The organism is Streptomyces sp. CB02261 (assembly GCF_001905665.1).
Taxonomy (GTDB): Bacteria; Actinomycetota; Actinomycetes; order Streptomycetales; family Streptomycetaceae; genus Streptomyces.
Window position 1 is genome coordinate 838799 of sequence record NZ_LIVX01000001.1, and the last position, 18474, is coordinate 857272.

The following is an 18474-nucleotide window of genomic DNA, read 5'->3' on the forward strand; positions in this document are numbered from 1 at the left end:
GGGTCGCCCCGGACGGGCGCCGCTGATATCGATGGCATATGACGACTGAACTGCGGGTTCTCGACCCGTCCGAATGGGACCGCTGGTACGGGGTGTTGGAGCTTGCGTTCGGAGGTGTCGCGGAGTCGCCGGAGGAGCGACAGCTGTGGCGTGACCTGACCGAGTTCGACCGTTTCATGGGGGCGTGGGACGGCGACCTGTGTGTGGGGACGGCGGGGGCCTTCACGTTCCGGCTCACGGTGCCGGGGGGCGCGTCGGTCCCGGCGGGCGGGGTGACGATGGTGAGCGTGGCCGGCACGCACCGGCGGCGCGGGATCCTGACCTCGATGATGCGGCGGCAGCTGGACGACCTGCGGGCGGCGGGCGAGCCGCTCGCGGTGCTCACGGCCTCGGAGCCGGAGATCTACGGGCGGTTCGGGTACGGGGTCGCGGCGTACGCGGCGCGGGCGGTGATCGACACGACGAGGGTGCGGCTCTCGGTGCCGGAGGGCACGGACGGGGTGGTGCTGCGGCAGGCCGACCTCGCGGAGTCCTCCGCGGTGTGCGAGGCCGTGTACGCGCGTCTCGTGCCGGCGCGGCCGGGGATGACGGCCCGGCGGCCGGGGTGGGAGCGGCTGCCGCTGATCGACCCCGAGGGCGACCGGGAGGGCGCTTCGCCCCGGCTGTGCGTGCTCGCGGAGCGGGACGGGGAGGTCGTGGGGTACGCGCACTACGCGGTCAAGCCGGACTGGTCGTACACGGGGGCCGAGGGGAAGGTGGTCGTGCACCAGCTGATGGGGCTCGATCCGGTGGCGGAGGCGGCGCTGTGGCGCTTCCTCTGCTCGGTGGACCTGGCCTCGGAGGTACAGCTCCGGAGCCGGCCGGTCGACGACGGCTGGCAGCACCTGGTGAGCGACGTGCGGCGCTGCGCCCCGACCCTGCGGGACTCGCTGCACGCGCGTCTGGTGGAGGTCGGCGCGGCGCTGGAGGCGCGGACGTATCAGGCGCCGGTGGACGTGGTGCTGGAGGTCGAGGACGCGTTCTGCCCGTGGAACGAGGGGCGTTGGCGGCTGACCGGGGACCGGAAGGGCGCCGCGTGCGCGCGGACGTCCGAGCCAGCGGATCTGTCGCTGTCCGTGCGGGAGTTGGGCTCGGCGTATCTGGGCGGGACCTCGCTGGTGTCGCTGGCCGCGGCCGGGCGGGTGCGGGAGCTGCGCGAGGGGGCGCTGGTGGAGGCGTCCGTGGCCTTCGGGTCGCCGGTGGCGCCGTGGCTGCCGCACGGGTTCTGAGCGGGGGTCCCTAGGGGGCCTGGCAGGTGGGGCACCAGAAGAGGTTGCGGGAGGCGAGGTCCGCGGTGCGGATCTCCGTCGCGCAGAGGTGGCAGGGCATCGTCGCCCGGCGGTAGACGTACACCTCGCCGCCGTGGTCGTCGACGCGCGGCGGGCGGCCCATGGCCTCGGGGGTGTGCTCGGGGCGGACCGTGTCGATGCGGTTGAGCCGTACGCCCTCGCGCATCAGCAGCGTCAGGTCGGTCCAGATCGCGTCCCACTCCGCCGCCGTGAGGTCCCGGCCGGCGCGGTACGGGTCGATGCCGTGCCGGAAGAGGACCTCGGCGCGGTAGACGTTGCCGACGCCGGCGATGACCTTCTGGTCCATGAGCAGGGCGGCGATGGTCGTCCGGGACGTCGAGATCCGGCGCCAGGCCTTGGCGGGGTCGTCGCCCTCGCGCAGCGGGTCCGGGCCGAGGCGGTCGTGTATCGCCCGCTTCTCGGCGTCCGTGATCAGGGCGCAGGTGGTGGGGCCGCGGAGGTCGACGTACGCGTCGGCGTGGGCGATCCGCAGCCGGACGGTGTCGGTCGGCGGCGGGGTGGGCGCGCCGGTGGTGTCGCCGAAGGTCACCTTGCCGAAGAGGCCCAGGTGGATGTGGATCCACTCCCTGTCCTCGAAGGCGAGGAAGAGGTGCTTGCCGTGGGCCTCGGTGGTCTCGAGGACGGCGCCGTCGAGCAGCGCCGCCGAGTCCGCGAACCTGCCCTGCGGGCTGGTCACCCGCACGGACCGGCCGCCGAACCGTTCCCGGTGGTCGGCGGCCAGTCGGTGGATCGTGTGCCCCTCGGGCATCAGGCGGTCGGCTCCTGCGGGTGGTGGGCCGGGATCGGGGGGAGCTCGCCGGTGGTCTCGTACGCGGTGAGCATGTCGATCCGGCGGGTGTGACGCTCGTCACCGGAGTACGGGGTGTTGAGGAAGATCTCGACGAACTTGGTCGCCTCTTCCCGGGTGTGCATCCGGCCGCCGACGGAGATCACGTTGGCGTTGTTGTGCTCGCGGCCGAGGGCGGCGGTCTGCTCGCTCCAGGCGAGGGCGGCGCGCACCCCCTTCACCTTGTTCGCGGCGATCTGCTCACCGTTGCCGGAGCCGCCGATGACGATGCCCAGGCTGTCCGCGTCCGCGGCCGTCTTCTCGGCGGCACGCAGGCAGAACGGCGGGTAGTCGTCCAGGGCGTCGTAGATGTGGGGACCGCAGTCGACCGGCTCGTGGCCGTGTGCGGTGAGCCACTCGACGAGGTGGTTCTTGAGTTCGTAGCCGGCGTGGTCGGAACCGATGTAGACGCGCATGGTGCCGAGTGTGGCATGTCCGGGCCCGGGTAGCAGGCAGCGGGGTCAGGACCTTCACCCGGCCTGGTACGGACCTTCGACTCTCGCGAGGTCGCTCGTACAACGATCCGGAATGAGGTCTTCCGATCATCCCTGTTCACGGGGTTCAATGCTCTGGCTCGCGACCCGAGCACCCCCCACACACGAGGAAGCGTTCATGAACACGCAACCGACCCTGACGAAGGACGGCGAGGCGACCGGTACCCCCGGTACGTCGCACTCCTCCGACGGTCTCAAGGCCGGACTCAAGAACCGCCACCTGTCGATGATCGCCATCGGCGGTGTCATCGGCGCCGGTCTGTTCGTCGGCTCCGGCTCCGGCATCGCCGCGGCCGGCCCCGCGATCCTGCTCTCGTACGCACTCGTCGGCACCATGGTCGTCTTCGTGATGCGGATGCTCGGCGAGATGGCCGCCGCCCGGCCCTCGTCCGGCTCCTTCTCCGCCTACGCCGACCAGGCGCTCGGCCGCTGGGCCGGATTCAGCATCGGCTGGCTCTACTGGTTCTTCTGGGTCGTCGTCCTCGCCGTCGAGGCGACCGCCGGCGCGGTCATCCTGGAGAGCTGGATCCCGGCCGTCCCGCAGTGGGCCTGGGCGCTCATCGTCATGGTCGTGCTCACCGCCACCAACCTGGCCTCGGTCTCCTCGTACGGCGAGTTCGAGTTCTGGTTCGCCGGCATCAAGGTGGTGGCCATCGCCGCCTTCGTGGTCATCGGCCTGCTCGCGGTCTTCGGCGTGCTGCCGGGCTCCGACAACCCGGGCGCGGGCTTCGCACACCTCACCGACGCCGGGGGCTTCTTCCCGATGGGCGCGGGAGCGATCCTGACCGGTGTGCTGATGGTCGTCTTCTCCTTCATGGGCAGCGAGATCGTCACCCTGGCCGCCGGTGAGTCCGAGGACCCGCAGAAGGCGGTCACCAAGGCCACCAACAGCGTGATCTGGCGGATCGGCGTCTTCTACCTGGGCTCGATCTTCGTCGTCCTCACCCTGCTGCCGTGGAACGACAAGTCGATCGTCGACAAGGGCTCGTACGTCGCCGCCCTCGACTCCATCGGCATCCCGCACGCCGGCCAGGTCATGAACGTGATCGTCCTCACGGCCGTGCTGTCCTGCCTGAACTCCGGCCTCTACACGGCCTCCCGCATGGCCTTCTCGCTCGGCCGGCGCGGTGACGCGCCGAAGTCCTTCGCCAAGGTCAACAAGCGGGGCGTGCCGACGGCGGCGATCCTCGGCTCGGTCGTCTTCGGCTTCGCCGCGGTGTTCTTCAACTACAAGTGGCCGGACACCGTCTTCGCCTTCCTGCTCAACTCCTCCGGCGCGGTCGCGCTCTTCGTCTGGCTGGTCATCTGTGTGACCCAGCTGAAGATGCGCGGCATCATCCTGCGCGAGACGCCGGAGAAGCTGGTCGTGAAGATGTGGCTCTTCCCGTACCTGACCTGGGCCACGATCGCCATGATCGTCTTCGTCCTGGGCTACATGCTGTACGACGGCGGCAGCGCCCGCGAGCAGGTCGTGCTCTCGCTCCTGGTGGCCGCGCTCGTCATCGTGATCGCGCTGGTCAAGGAGCGGTTCGCGAAGGCCTCCGAGCGCCTGTAGCGCCCGAGGTCCCGACGCGGGAGGGCCCGCCGTTCCTCGGGGAACGGCGGGCCCTCCTCATGGGTGCGCGGGGCTCAGCCCTTGCGGCCGAGCAGCTTCCAGGCGGCCGGGAGGGCGCCCATCGCCAGGGCGGCCTTGAGGGCGTCGCCGATGAGGAACGGGGTGAGACCGGCGGCGACGGCCTGGCCGAGGGTCATGCCGGTGGCGAGCGCCAGGTAGGGCACGCCGACCGCGTAGATGATCGCGGAGCCGAGGGCCATCGCGCCGGCCGTGCGGAGCACCGAGCGGTCGGCGCCGCGGCGGGCGAGGGCGCCGACGACGGTGGCGGCGAGGAGCATGCCGAGGATGTACCCGAAGGAGGGCATGCCGTAGCCGGAGGTGGCCTGCGCGAACCACGGCACGCCCGCCATGCCGGCCACCGCGTACAGCGCGAGGGCGAGGAAGCCGCGGCGGGCGCCGAGGGCGGTGCCGACGAGCAGGGCGGCGAAGGTCTGGCCGGAGACGGGGACCGGGGAGCCGGGGACCGGGACGGAGAGCTGCGCGGCGAGGCCGGTGAGGGCGGCGCCGCCGACGACGAGCGCGATGTCGCGGGTGCGGCTCGACGGGAGCAGGTCGGCGAGGACGGTGCCCGCACGGAGGGTACGGGCGGGGGCGGCGGCGGTGCTCATCGGTACTCCGCGAGGGTGAGGGTGGGTGGGACAGGTTGACGGTATGCCAGGAGTGAACGCTCGCTCACCGTCAGCGGCCGACAAAGCGCATGCCAGCCGCTTCATCAGGTTCTGACAAAGGATGGTTTTTCTGCGGGGCGCCACGTGACCCTTGTCACTGGGATCTCTGCAGCAGACGCCCCTTTTGCGTCAGAGGGAGGTCAACAGAGAGACTGTGGAGTCTCCATAAAGTGCCTATTCCCCGAGAGCGCGAGTCCCCCACCATGCGCGACGCCCCGCCGTCCCCTCTGGTCACCGAACCGGAGCCCCTCTCCCACGGTCTGAAGCAGCGTCATCTGACGATGCTGGGGCTCGGCGGGGTGATCGGCGCCGGACTCTTCGTCGGCTCGGGGGCCGGCATCGCCGTCGCCGGGCCCGGGATCGTGGTCTCGTACCTGCTCGCCGGCGCGCTCGCGATGCTGGTCATGCGGATGCTGGGCGAGATGTCGGCGGCGATGCCGGCGTCGGGGGCCTTCTCGGTCCACGCCGAACGCGCGCTCGGCCGGTGGGCGGGCTTCTCGGTGGGGTGGCTGTACTGGTTCCTGCTCGTGGTCGTCCTCGCCGTGGAGGCGACGGGCGCGGCGCGCATCGCGCACGGCTGGGTGCCGGGGGTCCCGCAGTGGGGCTGGGTGCTGGTCTTCATGGTCGTGTTCACCGTCGCCAACCTCGCGGCGGTGAAGAACTTCGGCGAGTTCGAGTTCTGGTTCGCGGCGCTCAAGGTCGGCGCGATCGTGCTGTTCCTGGTGCTCGGGGTGCTGGCGATCGCCGGCTGGCTCCCGGAGACCGATCCGGTGGGCCTGGCGAACCTGACCGGGCAGGGCGGGTTCCTGCCGAACGGCTGGGCGGGGGTGGTCTCGGGCGTCCTCGCCGTGGTCTTCGCCTTCGGCGGTCTGGAGGTCGTCACGATCGCGGCGGCCGAGTCGGACGACCCGGCCAGGAACGTGGCGCGGGCGGTGCGCAGCGCGGTGTGGCGGATCCTCCTCTTCTACGTGGGCTCGATGCTGGTCATCGTGACGCTCCTGCCGTGGACGTCGATGAAGCCGGGCGAGTCGCCGTACGTGGCGGTCCTGGACGCGATCGGGGTGCCCGGGGCGGGCCAGATCATGAACGTGGTGGTGTTCGTGGCGCTGCTGTCGGCGCTCAACGCGAACCTGTACGGCTCCTCCCGGATGGTGTTCTCGCTCGCGGAGCGCGGGGAGGCGCCGAAGGGACTGCTCCGGGTGTCGGGCGGAGGGGTGCCGCGCCGGGCGGTCCTCGCCTCGGTGGCCTTCGGCTTCGTCTCCGTACTCCTCAATCTGAAGTGGCCGGACTCCGTCTTCCTCTACATGCTCAACGCGGTCGGGGCGGTCCTGCTCTTCGTGTGGGCGCTGATCGCGGTCTCGCAGCTGCGGCTGCGGCGCCGGATCGAGCGGGAGGCGCCGGAGACGCTGACGCTGCGGATGTGGGGCTTCCCGTGGCTGACCTGGGTGGCGCTCGCCGCGATGGCGGCGGTGCTGGTCCTGATGCTGGCCGACGAGGCGGCGCGCCCGCAGGTGTTGTGGTCGGCTGCGGCGACGGGGGCGGTGCTCCTGGTGGCCGGGGTGCGAGAATTGCGCACGAAGCGGAGGTAGTTCTTCACCTTGTGTGAAGGTGGTGCCCGTATAGCGGACATCCGTTCCCTGTGAACGGTGTGCCGACCCAGACTGTGGCCGTTCCCCGTCTCAGCCAATGAACAGGGCGGCCCATGTCCCGGACCACCGCGCCCGAGCCCGTCGACCGCAAGGACGACGCGGCGACCTCCTCGAACGGCCTCTCGCACGGCCTCAAGCAGCGCCATCTCTCGATGATCGCCCTCGGTGGTGTCATCGGCGCCGGACTCTTCGTCGGTTCCGGTGCCGGCATCGCCGTCGCGGGACCGTCGATCGTGATCGCCTACGCCCTCTCCGGCATCCTCGTGATGCTGGTGATGCGGATGCTCGGCGAGATGTCCGCCGCGAACCCGGCCTCGGGCTCCTTCTCCGTCCACGCCGAGCGGGCCCTCGGCCCCTGGGCCGGCTTCACCGCCGGCTGGGCCTTCTGGTTCCTGCTCTGCGTCGCCGTCGGCCTGGAGGGTATCGGCGCGGCGAAGATCATGACGGGCTGGTTCCCGGACAGCCCCGAGTGGGCCTGGGTCGCGCTCTTCATGCTGGTCTTCTGTGCCACCAACCTGGCGGCCGTGAAGAACTTCGGCGAGTTCGAGTTCTGGTTCGCCGCGCTGAAGGTCGGTGCGATCGTCCTCTTCCTCGGGATCGGCGTGCTCGCCATCGCCGGTGTCCTGCCGGGCACGGACTCCCCCGGCACGGCGAACCTCACCGGTGACGGCGGCTTCTTCCCGAACGGCTCCGAGGGCCTGATCGTGGGTCTGCTCGCCTCCGTCTTCGCGTACGGCGGTCTGGAGACGGTCACCATCGCCGCCGCCGAGTCGGAGCACCCGGTGCAGGGCGTCGCCAAGGCCGTGCGGACGGCGATGTGGCGGATCGCGCTCTTCTACATCGGCTCGATGGCGGTCATCGTCACCCTCGTGCCGTGGGACGACAAGACGGTCGTCGAGAAGGGCCCGTACGTCGCCACCCTCGACCACCTGGGCATCCCGGCGGCCGGTCAGATCATGAACGTGGTCGTGCTCGTCGCCCTGCTCTCGGCGATGAACGCCAACATCTACGGCGCCTCCCGGATGGCCGGTTCGCTCGTCGCCCGCGGGCAGGGCCCGAAGGCGCTCGGCCGCACCTTCGGCGGGGTCCCCCGGCCGGCGGTCCTCGTCTCCTCCGTCTTCGGCTTCGGCTGTGTGCTGCTCAGCTACTGGCGCCCCGACGACATCTTCGTCTGGCTGCTCAACACGATCGGCGCCATCATCCTGGTCGTCTGGTTCTTCATCGCCGCCTCCCAGCTGATCCTGCGCCGCCGCACCGAGCGCGAGGCACCCGAGAAGCTCGTCGTGCGGATGTGGGCCTTCCCGGTGCTGACCTGGGTGGCGCTCGCCGGCATGGCGGCGATCTTCGTCCTGATGGCCCGTGAGGAGGGCACGCGGACGCAGCTGTACGGGACCGGCGCCCTGACGCTGGTCCTCGCCGTCATCGGCTTCGTACGGCAGAAGGCGGCGGCCCGCGCGTCCTGACGCCCCCTCCGCTCCCTCACGCACCCCCCGGAACCCCCGGACCGTCGCTCGGTCCGGGGGTTCCGGCCGTCCGAGCAGGGGCGGGGCGGGACGCGGGACCTAGGACGAAGGGATGATCACCTGAGACCCGTACCTACTGTTAGCCTGCACTTGCATATAGGTTGCAATAAGCAGCAGTCGAAGGAGCCGGGCATGGCGATCTACACACTTCCGGAGCTGCCGTACGACTACGCGGCGCTGGAGCCGGTGATCAATCCGCAGATCATCGAGCTGCACCACGACAAGCACCACGCGGCGTACGTCAAGGGAGCCAACGACACCCTGGAGCAGCTGGAGGAGGCCCGCGCCAAGGACCAGTGGGGCGCGATCAACGGCCTGCAGAAGAACCTGGCCTTCCATCTCTCCGGCCACATCCTCCACTCCATCTACTGGAACAACATGGCAAGCCCCAAGGGCGGCGGCGGGGGCGAGCCGCTGGCCGCCGACGGCGTCGGCGACCTCGCGGACGCGATCACCGAGTCGTTCGGCTCCTTCGCCGCGTTCAAGGCCCAGCTGACCAAGGCCTCCGCGACCACCCAGGGCTCCGGCTGGGGCGTCCTCGCCTACGAGCCGGTCAGCGGCCGGCTCATCGTCGAGCAGGTCTACGACCACCAGGGCAACGTCGGCCAGGGCTCGGTCCCGATCCTGGTCTTCGACGCCTGGGAGCACGCCTTCTACCTCCAGTACAAGAACCAGAAGGTCGACTTCATCGACGCCATGTGGCAGGTCGTCAACTGGCAGGACGTGAACAAGCGCTACCACGCCGCCAAGGCCTCGGTGCCGCTGATCTCCTTCTGACCGGCGCCCGCAGAGGGCCCCCCGTCGTCCTGCTCGTGATCGTCTTCTCACCCTTCGCGCGGCAGGCGGAATGACGAAGAACCCCCGTGACCACCTGGGTCGCGGGGGTTCTTCCCTGCGCCCTCCAACCCGCCGGAGCCTCCCCCCACCCGAGTTCGAGCCTTGCTCGAGGGCGGGCACAAAGTGTGGTCCACGCCAGTGTTTCTGATCCGGCGAAAAACAGGGACTGGGATGTCTGGTACGGACGGAGACCGGGTCATGGGGCCCCGCCGAGCTTGTGTGAACCGCGAGGTCGGCCGATGACCCGGCGCGTGGTGATCACCGGCATCGGCGTACGCGCCCCGGGAGGTGTCGGCGCCGCGCAGTTCTGGGACCCGCTGTCGTCCGGGCGCACGGCCACCCGGGCCATCTCCTTCGAACGCCGGTGGACTCCGACTGGAGGGGGAAACCGGGTGCTCCGAGCCCTCGTGGGAGGATCGGGGCTGTTTCGAACGCGCCACAAAGGAGTGACCGTGCCCGGTGAGAATCTGTCCCGCGACGAGGCCCAGGAGCGGGCGGCCCTGCTGTCCGTCGACGGGTACGAGGTCGTCCTCGACCTGCGGTCGGCGGTCGGCGACTCGACCGAGGCGGTGCGCACGTTCCGTTCGGAGACGACGATCCGCTTCCGCCGCACCGGCGAGGGCACGAGCACGTTCGTCGACCTGATCGCCCCGGCCGTGGACGCGGTCACCCTCAACGGGCGCTCCCTGGACCCGGCGGTCGTCTTCGACGGCTCGCGGATCACGCTCGACGGCCTCGCCGACGAGAACACGCTCGTGGTGGACGCGCGGTGCGCCTACAGCCGGACCGGCGAGGGCCTGCACCGCTTCGTCGACCCCGAGGACGGCGAGGTCTACCTCTACACGCAGTACGAGCCGGCCGACGCCCGCCGGGTGTACGCCAACTTCGAGCAGCCCGACCTCAAGGCCCCGTACCGCTTCACGGTGACCGCGCCCGAGGGCTGGACGGTCTGGTCGAACGGCGCGGGCGAGCAGGACGCCGAGGGTGTGTGGCGGTTCGCGGAGACGGCGCCGATCTCCACGTACATCACGTGCGTCGTCGCGGGTCCGTACCACTACGTCACCGACACCTACACGCGCGGCGACCTGGTGATCCCGCTCGGCGCGATGTGCCGCAAGGGGCTCGCGAAGCACTTCGACGCGGACGACGTCTTCCTGATCACCAAGCAGGGCCTCGACTTCTTCCACGACAACTTCGACTACCCGTACCCCTTCGGGAAGTACGACCAGGCCTTCGTCCCCGAGTACAACCTCGGCGCGATGGAGAACCCGGGCATGGTGACCTTCCGCGAGGAGTACGTCTACCGGGGCAAGGTGACGCAGGCCGCGTACGAGAGCCGGGCCAACGTCATCCTGCACGAGATGGCGCACATGTGGTTCGGCGACCTCGTCACCATGGTGTGGTGGGACGACCTGTGGCTGAAGGAGTCCTTCGCCGACTTCATGGGCTCCTTCGCGAACGCCGAGGCGACCCGCTTCACCAACAGCTGGGTGACCTTCGCCAACAACCGCAAGGCCTGGGCGTACCGCGCCGACCAGCTGCCGTCCACGCACCCGATCACGGCCGACATCCGTGACCTGGAGGACGCCAAGCTCAACTTCGACGGCATCACGTACGCCAAGGGCGCGGCGGTGCTCAAGCAGCTCGTCGCGTACGCGGGCCGGGACGCGTTCATGGAGGGCGCGCGCCGCTACTTCAAGCGCCACGCCTACGGGAACACGCGGCTCGACGACCTCCTCACGATCCTGGAGGAGACCTCGGGACGCGACATGAGGGCCTGGGCGAAGTCCTGGCTCCAGACCTCGGGCGTGAACACCCTGACGCCCGTCGTCACCCATGACGCGGAGGGCCGGATCACCGAGCTCGCCGTCGTCCAGGAGGGGGACGCGCTGCGGCCGCACCGGGCCGCCGTCGGCCTCTACCGCGTCTCCGGCGGGGAGCTCGTCCGGTACGCGCGGGCCGAGGCCGACATCACCGGCGCGCGGACCGTCGTCACCGACCTGACGGGCGAGGAGCGGCCCGACCTCGTCCTCGTCAACGACGACGACCTCACCTACTGCAAGATCCGCTTCGACGAGGCCTCCCTCGCCACCCTGCGGGCGCACCTCGGTGACATCACCGACCCCCTGGCCCGCGCCCTGTGCTGGTCGGCGCTGTGGAACCTGACCCGCGACGGGCTGATGCCGGCCCGGGACTTCGTCGCCGTGGCGCTCGCCTTCGCGGGCCGCGAGACCGACATCGGCGTCCTCCAGATGGTGCACGCCTGGACGAGGTCGGCCGTCACCCTGTACGCGGCCCCCGAGTGGCGCGAGGAAGGCGGGCGGCTGCTCGCCGAGGGCGGGCTGCGTGAGCTGCGGGTGGCCGAGCCGGGCAGCGAGCACCAGCTGACCTGGGGGCGCTTCCTCGCGGCGACGGCCTCGACCGAGGCCGACTTCCAGCTCCTGGAGGGGCTGCTCGACGGTACGGCGAAGATCGACGGGCTCGACGTCGACCAGGAGCTGCGCTGGGCGCTGCTCTCCCCGCTCGCGGCACACGGCCGGGCGGACGAGGCCCGGATCGGTGCGGAACTGGCCCGGGACGACACGGCGACGGGCAAGCGCCACCAGGTCCGGCTGCTCGCCTCGCGGCCCTCGGCCGCCGTGAAGGCGCAGGCGTGGGCGCAGGTCGTCGAGTCGGACACCCTGTCGAACGCGCTGGTGGAGGCGACGATCGCGGGCTTCGTCCAGCCCTCGCAGCGTGAGCTGATCGCCCCGTACGCGGAGCGGTACTTCGCGGCGATCGAGCGGGTGTGGGCCGAGCGGTCCATCCAGATCGGCATCCACGTGGTCCGGGGCCTGTTCCCGGGGCTCCAGGACGACGAGGCGACGCTCACCGCGACGGACACCTGGCTGTCGGCCCACGCCTCGGCGGCGCCGGCGCTGCGCCGGCTGGTCCTGGAGGCGCGGGACGACCTGGCGCGGGCGCTGCGCGCGCAGGCCTGCGACCGCCTGGCGGCCTAGCGCTCTCCACCGGTGGGGGTCGTGCGCCCGGCGCACGGCCCCCACCGGTGCGTGTGCCCGGCGCGCCCCTCATCGGCACTCGAACGCGCGTACTTTAGGGCAGACTTGTCCCTGATTGTCGACGAGCGTGTAACAGGGGTTAGGGGAGCCTTCGGAAGCGGAAGACCCCCGACATGAACCACAACACCCCCATCACCCCCCGCCCCCTCCCCCTCGCCTCCCGCACCGGCCGCCCCGAACGCCTCGCGTCGGCGGACCAGTTGAGGGCCCTGGGCCTTCCCGCCGGTGAGGTCGCCGCGCGCTGCCGGCCCGGCGGCTGGCAGCAGCTGCTGCCCGGTGTCTTCCTGCTCCAGCCCGGCCCGCCCACCAGCGAGGACCGGCTCCGCGCCGCGCTCCTCTACGCCCGCAGGACCGGCGCCGTCCCCCAGCAGGGCCCCGACGCGATGATCACCGGGCTCGCCGCGCTGACCCTGCACCGCTTCTCCTCCGCTCCCCCGCTCACCGCCCTGGAGCGGATCGACGTCCTGGTCCCCCGCACCCGGCGGCTGCGCTCCACCGGCTGGGTGCGGGTGCTGCGCGCCGCCGAGTCCCCGGAGCCGGTGGAGCTGACCGGGGTGCCCGTCGCCCCCGTCGCCCGCGCCGTCGCCGACGCGGTGTCGGGCCTCTCGGACGCGGAGACCGTACGCGGGCTGCTCACCGAGGCGGTGCGCGGCGGCCACTGCGAACCGGGCGGTTTGGTACGCGAGTTGAGCCGCGCCCGGCTGCTCGGCCGCCCGCACGTGGTGGACGCGGTGGACGCGCTGCTCGCGGAGGGACGGTCGCTCTCCGAGGAGCGCCTGTACGAGATGGTGCGGGACTTCGCCCTGCCGGACCCGCTGTGGAACGTGGACCTGCGGCTGCCGGGCGGCCCGCACCTGGGCGGGGTGGACGCCTACTGGCCCGACCAGGCCGTCGCCGTCGAGCTCGACACCCGGGCCCCGCGGCAGGACGACGACGCGCTCTGGTCCGAGTACACCCGCAAGCGGGAGCACCTGGAGCGGCTCGGCATCACGGTGGTCCACCTCACCCCGCGCAAGCTGCGCGAGGCGATGGACCAGCAGGCCACCGTGGTGCGGACGGCCCTGATGGCCTCGTCCGACCGGAAGCCCGCCGCGTACGTCGTCGTCCTGCCCCGGTGAGGGGCCCGAGGCCAGGGGTCAGTTCCTCGGGACGAGGCCGGTCAGCGCCTTCGCGTCGAGGCCCTTGGACTCGGCGTCCTTCGGGGCCGTGCCGCAGAACTCGGCCTCGACGACCGACTGGGTGTCACCCGTCCAGTCCGCGTTGAAGTTGGCGGCGAGGGAGTGCCGCCCGTCGCGGGTGGTGTACGCCTCCGAGACCGAGCCGTGGATGCCGCCGCCGTGGCCCCAGATCTCCGTGCCGCAGCTCAGCTTCTGCCACGAGATCCCGAGGCCGTAACGGAACTGGGGGAACCCGGGGTCGACCGCCACCGTGGTGGTCAACTCGCGCATCCCTGCCTTCGGGAGCAGCCGGCCCTTCAGGAGGGCGCGGTAGAAGGTCTGGAGGTCGTCCGAGTCGGAGATCATCTCGCCCGCCGCCAGGGCGAGGGAGGGGTTGAGCTCGGTGACGTCGTGGACGGGGGCGCCCGGGGTCGGCGAGAGCGTGGAGTACGCCCGGCTGCTGGGCTGGGGCATGGTCACCCTGGTGCCGGGGACGCTGGTGGCGCGCAGCTTCAGCGGCTTGATGATCCGGTTCTCGACGGCCTTGCCGTACGGGCGTCCGGTGATCTTCTCGATGACCATGCCGGCGAGGACGTAGTTGGTGTTGGAGTACTTCCAGCCGTCGCCGGGGTCGAACTCCGGCTGGTGCGCCATGGCGACGCCGACGAGCTGGCGGGGGCTCCAGGTGTCGTAGCGGTGCTCCAGGAAGCCGGGACCGAACACCCGCTCCTGGAAGTCAGGGTCCTCGGTGTAGCTGTAGATCCCGCTGGTGTGGTTGAGCAGCTGGCGGACGGTGATCTTCCGGCCGTCGTGGCCGTTGCCCCGGACGACGCCGGGCAGATGCTTCTCGACCCGGTCGTCGAGGTCGAGCCGGCCCTCGGCCTGGAGCTGGAGGAGGACGGTGGCGGCGAAGGTCTTGGTGATGGAGCCGACCCGGAAGCGGTCGTCGCCCCCGCGCTCGCCGGCGGTGCCGGTCCAGCGGTCGTGGCCGTCGCGGGCTCCGGCGACGACACCGGGCACGCCGGCGTCGACGGCGGCCTGGAGCGCCTGCTGGGTGGCCGCGTGGTCCGTCTTCGCCGGTGCGGGTGCCGCGAGGGCGGGGGTGGCGAGCGCCGTGGCGGTGAGCCCCGCGACCAGGGCGGCGGCGAGGACGGTGCGGGTCGTGCGTACGGCTGACATGCGGGCTCCCCTGAGGTTCTGCCGTGTGTGCTGCGGTCGGCGGGGAGGACCACGGGTCGTGCGGGGAGGGTTGAGCGGGGTGGCGACGGTTGAGCGCCTTTCGGCCGTTTCGGGGAGGGGTCAGCCGTTCGACGGATCGGCGAGCCGGGAGCGTCCGACCGGGGGCCGTTCGCGCCACAGGTCGAGGCCGATGTCGACGAGTTCGACCCGGGGCAGACCGGGGACGGTGTCGAGCGGATGCCAGGCCGCCAGGTCCGTGGAGCCGCCGGTCTCGTTGCGCAGCGCACCGCCGGTGACCTGGGCCTCGTAGATGATCCGCAGGCCCTGGAAGTCCCCGGGGCCCGCCAGACGGCGCAGCCATCCGCGCCGGATGGAGTCGATCCCGAGGAGGGCGGTGGGCTCGGTGAGGTAGCCGGTCTCCTCCTCCACCTCGCGGACCACGGTCCGCACGGGCTCCTCGCCGTGGTCCATGCCGCCGCCGGGCAGGGTCCACCGCCTGGTGCCGTCGCTCGCGACCCAGCGGGCGAGCAGCACCTCCCCGTCCCGTACGCACACGGCGTAGGCCGCCACCCTCAACTCCTGCTTCATGAGGCGAGGTTAGAACCAGTACACGGGATACGTCCGGCCCGTGGCGCGGGCGGATCCGAGGCCGACGACGACCAGGAGGAGGGAGGCGAGGGCGAGAAGGCCGAGAAACGACCAGAGCGGCGGGGACTGGAGCGCGACGATCACGGCGGTGGCCGCGGCGGGCGAGTGCGGGGTGCGGGCCAGCATCATCACGCCGAGGGCGAGGCCGCCCGCGACGGCGGCGCCCCAGAGCCCGGGGCCCGCCACGGCCAGGACGGCGAAGCCGGTCAGGGCGGAGAGCAGCTGGCCGCCGACGACCGAGCGCGGCTGGGACAGCGGGAGGTCGGGGGCGCCCGCCACGAGGGCCATGCTCGCCGCGAGCGGCGGGATGAGCAGGGGCTGGTCGAGCCCGGTGCCGACGGCGACCAGGAGGACGAGGGCGGCGACGCTGCCCGCGGTGGAGGCGAGCAGGACCCGGGGGCGGGGCCGCGGGGGTGGACCGGGGCGTGAGTCCGCGGGTGCGGCCCGGGTGGGCACGGGGGCTGCGGTCGGGGCCGGGGCTGCAGGTGTCGGGGCGTGATCGGCGGCTGTCGGCCCGGGTGCGGGGGCGGCTGTCGGCGCCGGGGTGGTCACGTCGGACGGGGTGGTCACGGGCGGTCCTCGGGGTGTCGGCGGGCGGGCCCGGGCGCGTGCGGGTGGGGCGCGTGCGGGTGGGGCGCGGGCGGGTCGGGGCCGGGCGCGTACGGGTGGGGGTGCGGGCGGGCGGCGGTCAGGCCGGGGCCGGGTTGGACGGGGAGTACTCGGGGGGCGACCAGCGCAGGGGGGAGGCGGCCGGGATCTCGACCGTGCGCTCGACGCGGAAGCGGGTGACGCGTCCCTCGGGGCCGTACTCGGTGTGGGCGAGGCCGCTCAGCTGGAGGGTCGTGCCGGTCTCCCAGTCGGGGAAGAGCAGACCCGCGCGGCCGTCCGCCTCCAGGTTCCCCAGGGTCAGGAACATCGCGTTGCCCGGGTAGTCGCGCCAGCTGAGCTCCCGCGGGGAGTCGACCCGGACGAAGCCGGGGGTGCCGCCGCGATGGCTGACGTCGGCGCCGTCGGGAGCGACGGTGGCGACGAAGAAGGTGTCGGCGGTGCGGACGCGGCGCACCTGGTCGGGGCCGAGCGCCTCGCCGTGCCGGGCGGCACCGGCCTCGGGGCGGGCGGGATCGGAGCCGTACCACTCCCGCTTCTGGAGGTACTTCGGGCAGTTGGAGAAGACCTGCTCGGCCGCGATCGTGAAGCCGCGCGCGCTGGGCGCCGCGACGCCGTTGAGCCGCAGGCGGCGGCGCGTGCGGGGGTCGAGGGCGAGCGTGCCGACGGGGGTGCCGCCGGGGGTGACCGCACCGGCGAGCGGATCGTGGGCGGGGATGCCGCCGGCGACGGAGACGGTGGCCGGGCCGGTGGCCCGGACGAAGCCGGGCGGGCCGGTGAGGAGGCTCGACCAGACCCGGCCCGCGCTGTCCGCCGCGCCGATCACCAGCATCGGCTGGGCCTCCAGGAAGGCGGCGGTGACCACGCTGATGCCGGGCATGCGGGAGCGGCCCGTGGGGGCGGCGGGGTCGCGGACGCCGGAGCGGTCCTGGAGGGCGAGGGAACCGGAGCTGTACGGGTCCATGACAGGCCTCATCGGAGTGCGGTGGCGTGGGGCGGCCGGCCTGTGCACGGGGGGGTTCGGCAGGCACCCACCCCGCAGGCTAACCTTTCAATCGGACTTTAGTGGTTAGCCCAGAGGGGCGTCAACCGCTCACGTACTCTTGAGGGGTTAGCCCACGGAGGAGGGTTCCGCCATGACCGCCATCGACCCCCGGCCGCTCACCGGCGAACCCGTCTCCCTCGACCTCCTCAACACCCGCTGGAACGAGGAGGGCGTCCGCCAGGACCTGCTCACCGGGGTCGAGGGGCTCGCCGTCTGGCTCGGGTCCAACGGCCTCGGCCGGCGCTTCCCCGCCGACGCCGCCACCCTCCGTCACACCCTCGCCGCCCGGGACGCGCTCGCCGCGCTCGTCGACCGCCCCGGCGACCCCGCCGCGACCGCCCACGTCGACGCCGTCCTCGACCACGGGCGCATCCGGGCCACGCTCACCGGCGAGGGACCCGGCGAGCGGGTCGAGTTCGCCGACCCGGCCCGCGGCCCCGGCTGGACCGCCGCCCGCGACTACCTCGACCTCCTCCGCACGGCGCCCGACCGCATCCGGGCCTGCGCCCACGAGGCGTGCATCCTGCACTTCTTCGACACCTCGCGGAACGGCACCCGCCGCTGGTGCTCGATGGCGGCCTGCGGCAACCGGGCCAAGGCCTCCCGGCACTACGCCCGTACGAAGGAGAGCTGACCCTAGGGGCCTTCCCGACACCGTCCCGACACCCTCCGTACTCGTCCCGACCTGTGGACAATGGATTGGACAAGGCGCCCCGGGACACACGCATCATGGACCGGCAGCACCCTGCACATACGTACGGAGGAGTCCCCGTGAAGGTCGGAATCGTCGGAGCCACCGGTCAGGTCGGCACAGTCATGCGGAAGATCCTGACCGAGCGCGAGTTCCCGGTCGACGAGCTGCGGCTCTTCGCCTCCGCCCGCTCCGCCCGCACCGTCGTGGACGGCGTCACGGTCGAGGACGCCTCCACCGCCGACTACACCGGCCTCGACATCGTCCTCTTCTCCGCCGGCGGCGCCACCTCCAAGGCCCTCGCCGAGAAGGTCGCCTCCCAGGGCGCCGTCGTGATCGACAACTCCTCCGCCTGGCGCCGTGACCCCGAGGTCCCGCTGGTCGTCTCCGAGGTCAACCCGCACGCGATCAAGGACCGCCCCAAGGGCATCATCGCCAACCCGAACTGCACCACGATGGCCGCCATGCCGGTCCTCAAGCCGCTCCACCAGGAGGCCGGCCTCACCGCGCTGATCGCCACCACCTACCAGGCCGTCTCCGGCTCGGGCGTGGCCGGTGTCGCGGAGCTGCGCACGCAGGCGTGCGCCGTGGCCGAGACCGCCGACCAGCTGGCGTTCGACGGCGAGGCCGTCGAGTTCCCCGAGCCCGCCGTCTACAAGCGCCCGATCGCCTTCAACGTGGTCCCGCTGGCCGGCTCGATCGTCGACGACGGCTCCTTCGAGACCGACGAGGAGCAGAAGCTCCGCAACGAGTCCCGCAAGATCCTGGAGATCCCCGAGCTCAAGGTCTCCGGCACCTGTGTGCGCGTCCCGGTCTTCTCCGGCCACTCCCTCCAGGTCAACGTCCGCTTCGAGCGTCCGATCAGCGTCGAGCGCGCCTACGAGCTGCTCCAGGACGCCGAGGGCGTGGTGCTGTCCGAGATCCCGACCCCGCTCCAGGCGGCCGGCAAGGACGCCTCGTACGTCGGCCGCATCCGCGTGGACGAGACCGTCGACAACGGCCTCGCCCTCTTCCTCTCCAACGACAACCTGCGCAAGGGCGCGGCCCTGAACGCCGTGCAGATCGCGGAGCTGGTCGCGGCCGAGCTCAAGGGCTGACACCGGCCGGTCCGTACGACCCTCCGGAGGG

16 protein-coding genes and 1 pseudogene are annotated in these 18474 nt (G+C 72.0%); 10 read left to right on the forward strand and 7 right to left on the reverse strand.

The window, feature by feature from the left end; all coding sequences use genetic code 11:
• Positions 1-38: 38 nt before the first annotated feature.
• Positions 39-1268: a GNAT family N-acetyltransferase gene (locus tag AMK29_RS03830; RefSeq protein WP_073807403.1), complete on the forward strand. Its 1230-nt coding sequence runs from the start codon at positions 39-41 to the stop codon at positions 1266-1268.
• 10 nt (positions 1269-1278) lie between these two features.
• Here AMK29_RS03830 and AMK29_RS03835 read toward each other — a convergent pair whose 3' ends face one another.
• A complete protein-coding gene (locus AMK29_RS03835) occupies positions 1279-2097 on the reverse strand; it encodes an Fpg/Nei family DNA glycosylase (RefSeq protein ID WP_073807408.1) in 819 nt (272 codons plus the stop codon).
• Complete coding sequence (locus AMK29_RS03840) at positions 2097-2591, reverse strand: ribose-5-phosphate isomerase (RefSeq protein ID WP_073807410.1); 495 nt, start codon at positions 2589-2591, stop codon at positions 2097-2099. The genes AMK29_RS03835 and AMK29_RS03840 overlap by 1 nt, the downstream gene beginning before the upstream one ends.
• 196 nt (positions 2592-2787) lie before the next feature.
• On the opposite strand from AMK29_RS03840, the gene AMK29_RS03845 reads away from it, so the two are divergent.
• Positions 2788-4224, forward strand: a complete 1437-nt coding sequence (locus AMK29_RS03845; RefSeq protein WP_073807412.1) for an amino acid permease — start codon at positions 2788-2790, stop codon at positions 4222-4224.
• A 74-nt stretch (positions 4225-4298) separates the two neighbouring features.
• Here the strand turns inward: AMK29_RS03845 and AMK29_RS03850 are convergent, their stop codons facing one another.
• The gene (locus AMK29_RS03850; protein WP_073807415.1) at positions 4299-4892 is read right to left on the reverse strand and encodes a biotin transporter BioY; all 594 of its coding nucleotides are present in this window, start codon (positions 4890-4892) and stop codon (positions 4299-4301) included.
• A gap of 263 nt (positions 4893-5155) precedes the next feature.
• Here AMK29_RS03850 and AMK29_RS03855 point away from each other — a divergent pair, with 263 nt between their 5' ends.
• The 6 genes and pseudogenes from AMK29_RS03855 (at position 5156) to AMK29_RS03880 (ending at position 13138) form a co-directional block, all read left to right on the forward strand.
• Positions 5156-6541: an amino acid permease gene (locus AMK29_RS03855; RefSeq protein ID WP_073807420.1), complete on the forward strand. Its 1386-nt coding sequence runs from the start codon at positions 5156-5158 to the stop codon at positions 6539-6541.
• A 113-nt stretch (positions 6542-6654) separates the two neighbouring features.
• On the forward strand, positions 6655-8064 hold the full coding sequence (locus tag AMK29_RS03860) for an amino acid permease (protein ID WP_073807423.1): 1410 nt from the start codon (positions 6655-6657) through the stop codon (positions 8062-8064).
• A gap of 192 nt (positions 8065-8256) precedes the next feature.
• The gene (locus tag AMK29_RS03865; protein WP_073807425.1) at positions 8257-8901 is read left to right on the forward strand and encodes a superoxide dismutase; all 645 of its coding nucleotides are present in this window, start codon (positions 8257-8259) and stop codon (positions 8899-8901) included.
• 299 nt (positions 8902-9200) lie between these two features.
• Positions 9201-9329: pseudogene (locus AMK29_RS37870) on the forward strand (beta-ketoacyl synthase N-terminal-like domain-containing protein); the annotation flags it as partial.
• 84 nt (positions 9330-9413) lie between these two features.
• Positions 9414-11960 (forward strand): aminopeptidase N, encoded by a 2547-nt coding sequence (gene pepN / locus AMK29_RS03875; RefSeq protein ID WP_241845083.1) that lies wholly within the window; start codon positions 9414-9416, stop codon positions 11958-11960.
• A 173-nt stretch (positions 11961-12133) separates the two neighbouring features.
• Positions 12134-13138 (forward strand): hypothetical protein, encoded by a 1005-nt coding sequence (locus AMK29_RS03880; protein WP_073807427.1) that lies wholly within the window; start codon positions 12134-12136, stop codon positions 13136-13138.
• Between the two features lie 18 nt (positions 13139-13156).
• Here the strand turns inward: AMK29_RS03880 and AMK29_RS03885 are convergent, their stop codons facing one another.
• The 4 genes from AMK29_RS03885 to AMK29_RS03900 all read right to left on the reverse strand — a co-directional run bounded on the left by AMK29_RS03885 (position 13157) and on the right by AMK29_RS03900 (position 16574).
• Positions 13157-14356: a serine hydrolase domain-containing protein gene (locus AMK29_RS03885; RefSeq protein ID WP_073807429.1), complete on the reverse strand. Its 1200-nt coding sequence runs from the start codon at positions 14354-14356 to the stop codon at positions 13157-13159.
• A gap of 120 nt (positions 14357-14476) precedes the next feature.
• Positions 14477-14944: an NUDIX hydrolase gene (locus AMK29_RS03890; RefSeq protein ID WP_073807431.1), complete on the reverse strand. Its 468-nt coding sequence runs from the start codon at positions 14942-14944 to the stop codon at positions 14477-14479.
• Between the two features lie 9 nt (positions 14945-14953).
• Entirely contained in the window at positions 14954-15460 is a 507-nt protein-coding gene (locus AMK29_RS03895) for an HPP family protein (RefSeq protein WP_073807433.1), read from the reverse strand.
• A gap of 232 nt (positions 15461-15692) precedes the next feature.
• Entirely contained in the window at positions 15693-16574 is an 882-nt protein-coding gene (locus tag AMK29_RS03900) for a pyridoxamine 5'-phosphate oxidase family protein (protein ID WP_073807435.1), read from the reverse strand.
• Positions 16575-16746: 172 nt separating this feature from the next.
• Between AMK29_RS03900 and AMK29_RS03905 the strand changes: the two genes are divergently transcribed.
• Together AMK29_RS03905 and AMK29_RS03910 are read left to right on the forward strand one after the other, a co-directional pair.
• Positions 16747-17289, forward strand: a complete 543-nt coding sequence (locus AMK29_RS03905; protein WP_073807437.1) for a CGNR zinc finger domain-containing protein — start codon at positions 16747-16749, stop codon at positions 17287-17289.
• Positions 17290-17426: 137 nt separating this feature from the next.
• On the forward strand, positions 17427-18443 hold the full coding sequence (locus AMK29_RS03910; protein ID WP_073807439.1) for an aspartate-semialdehyde dehydrogenase: 1017 nt from the start codon (positions 17427-17429) through the stop codon (positions 18441-18443).
• The last annotated feature ends 31 nt before the right edge of the window (positions 18444-18474 follow it).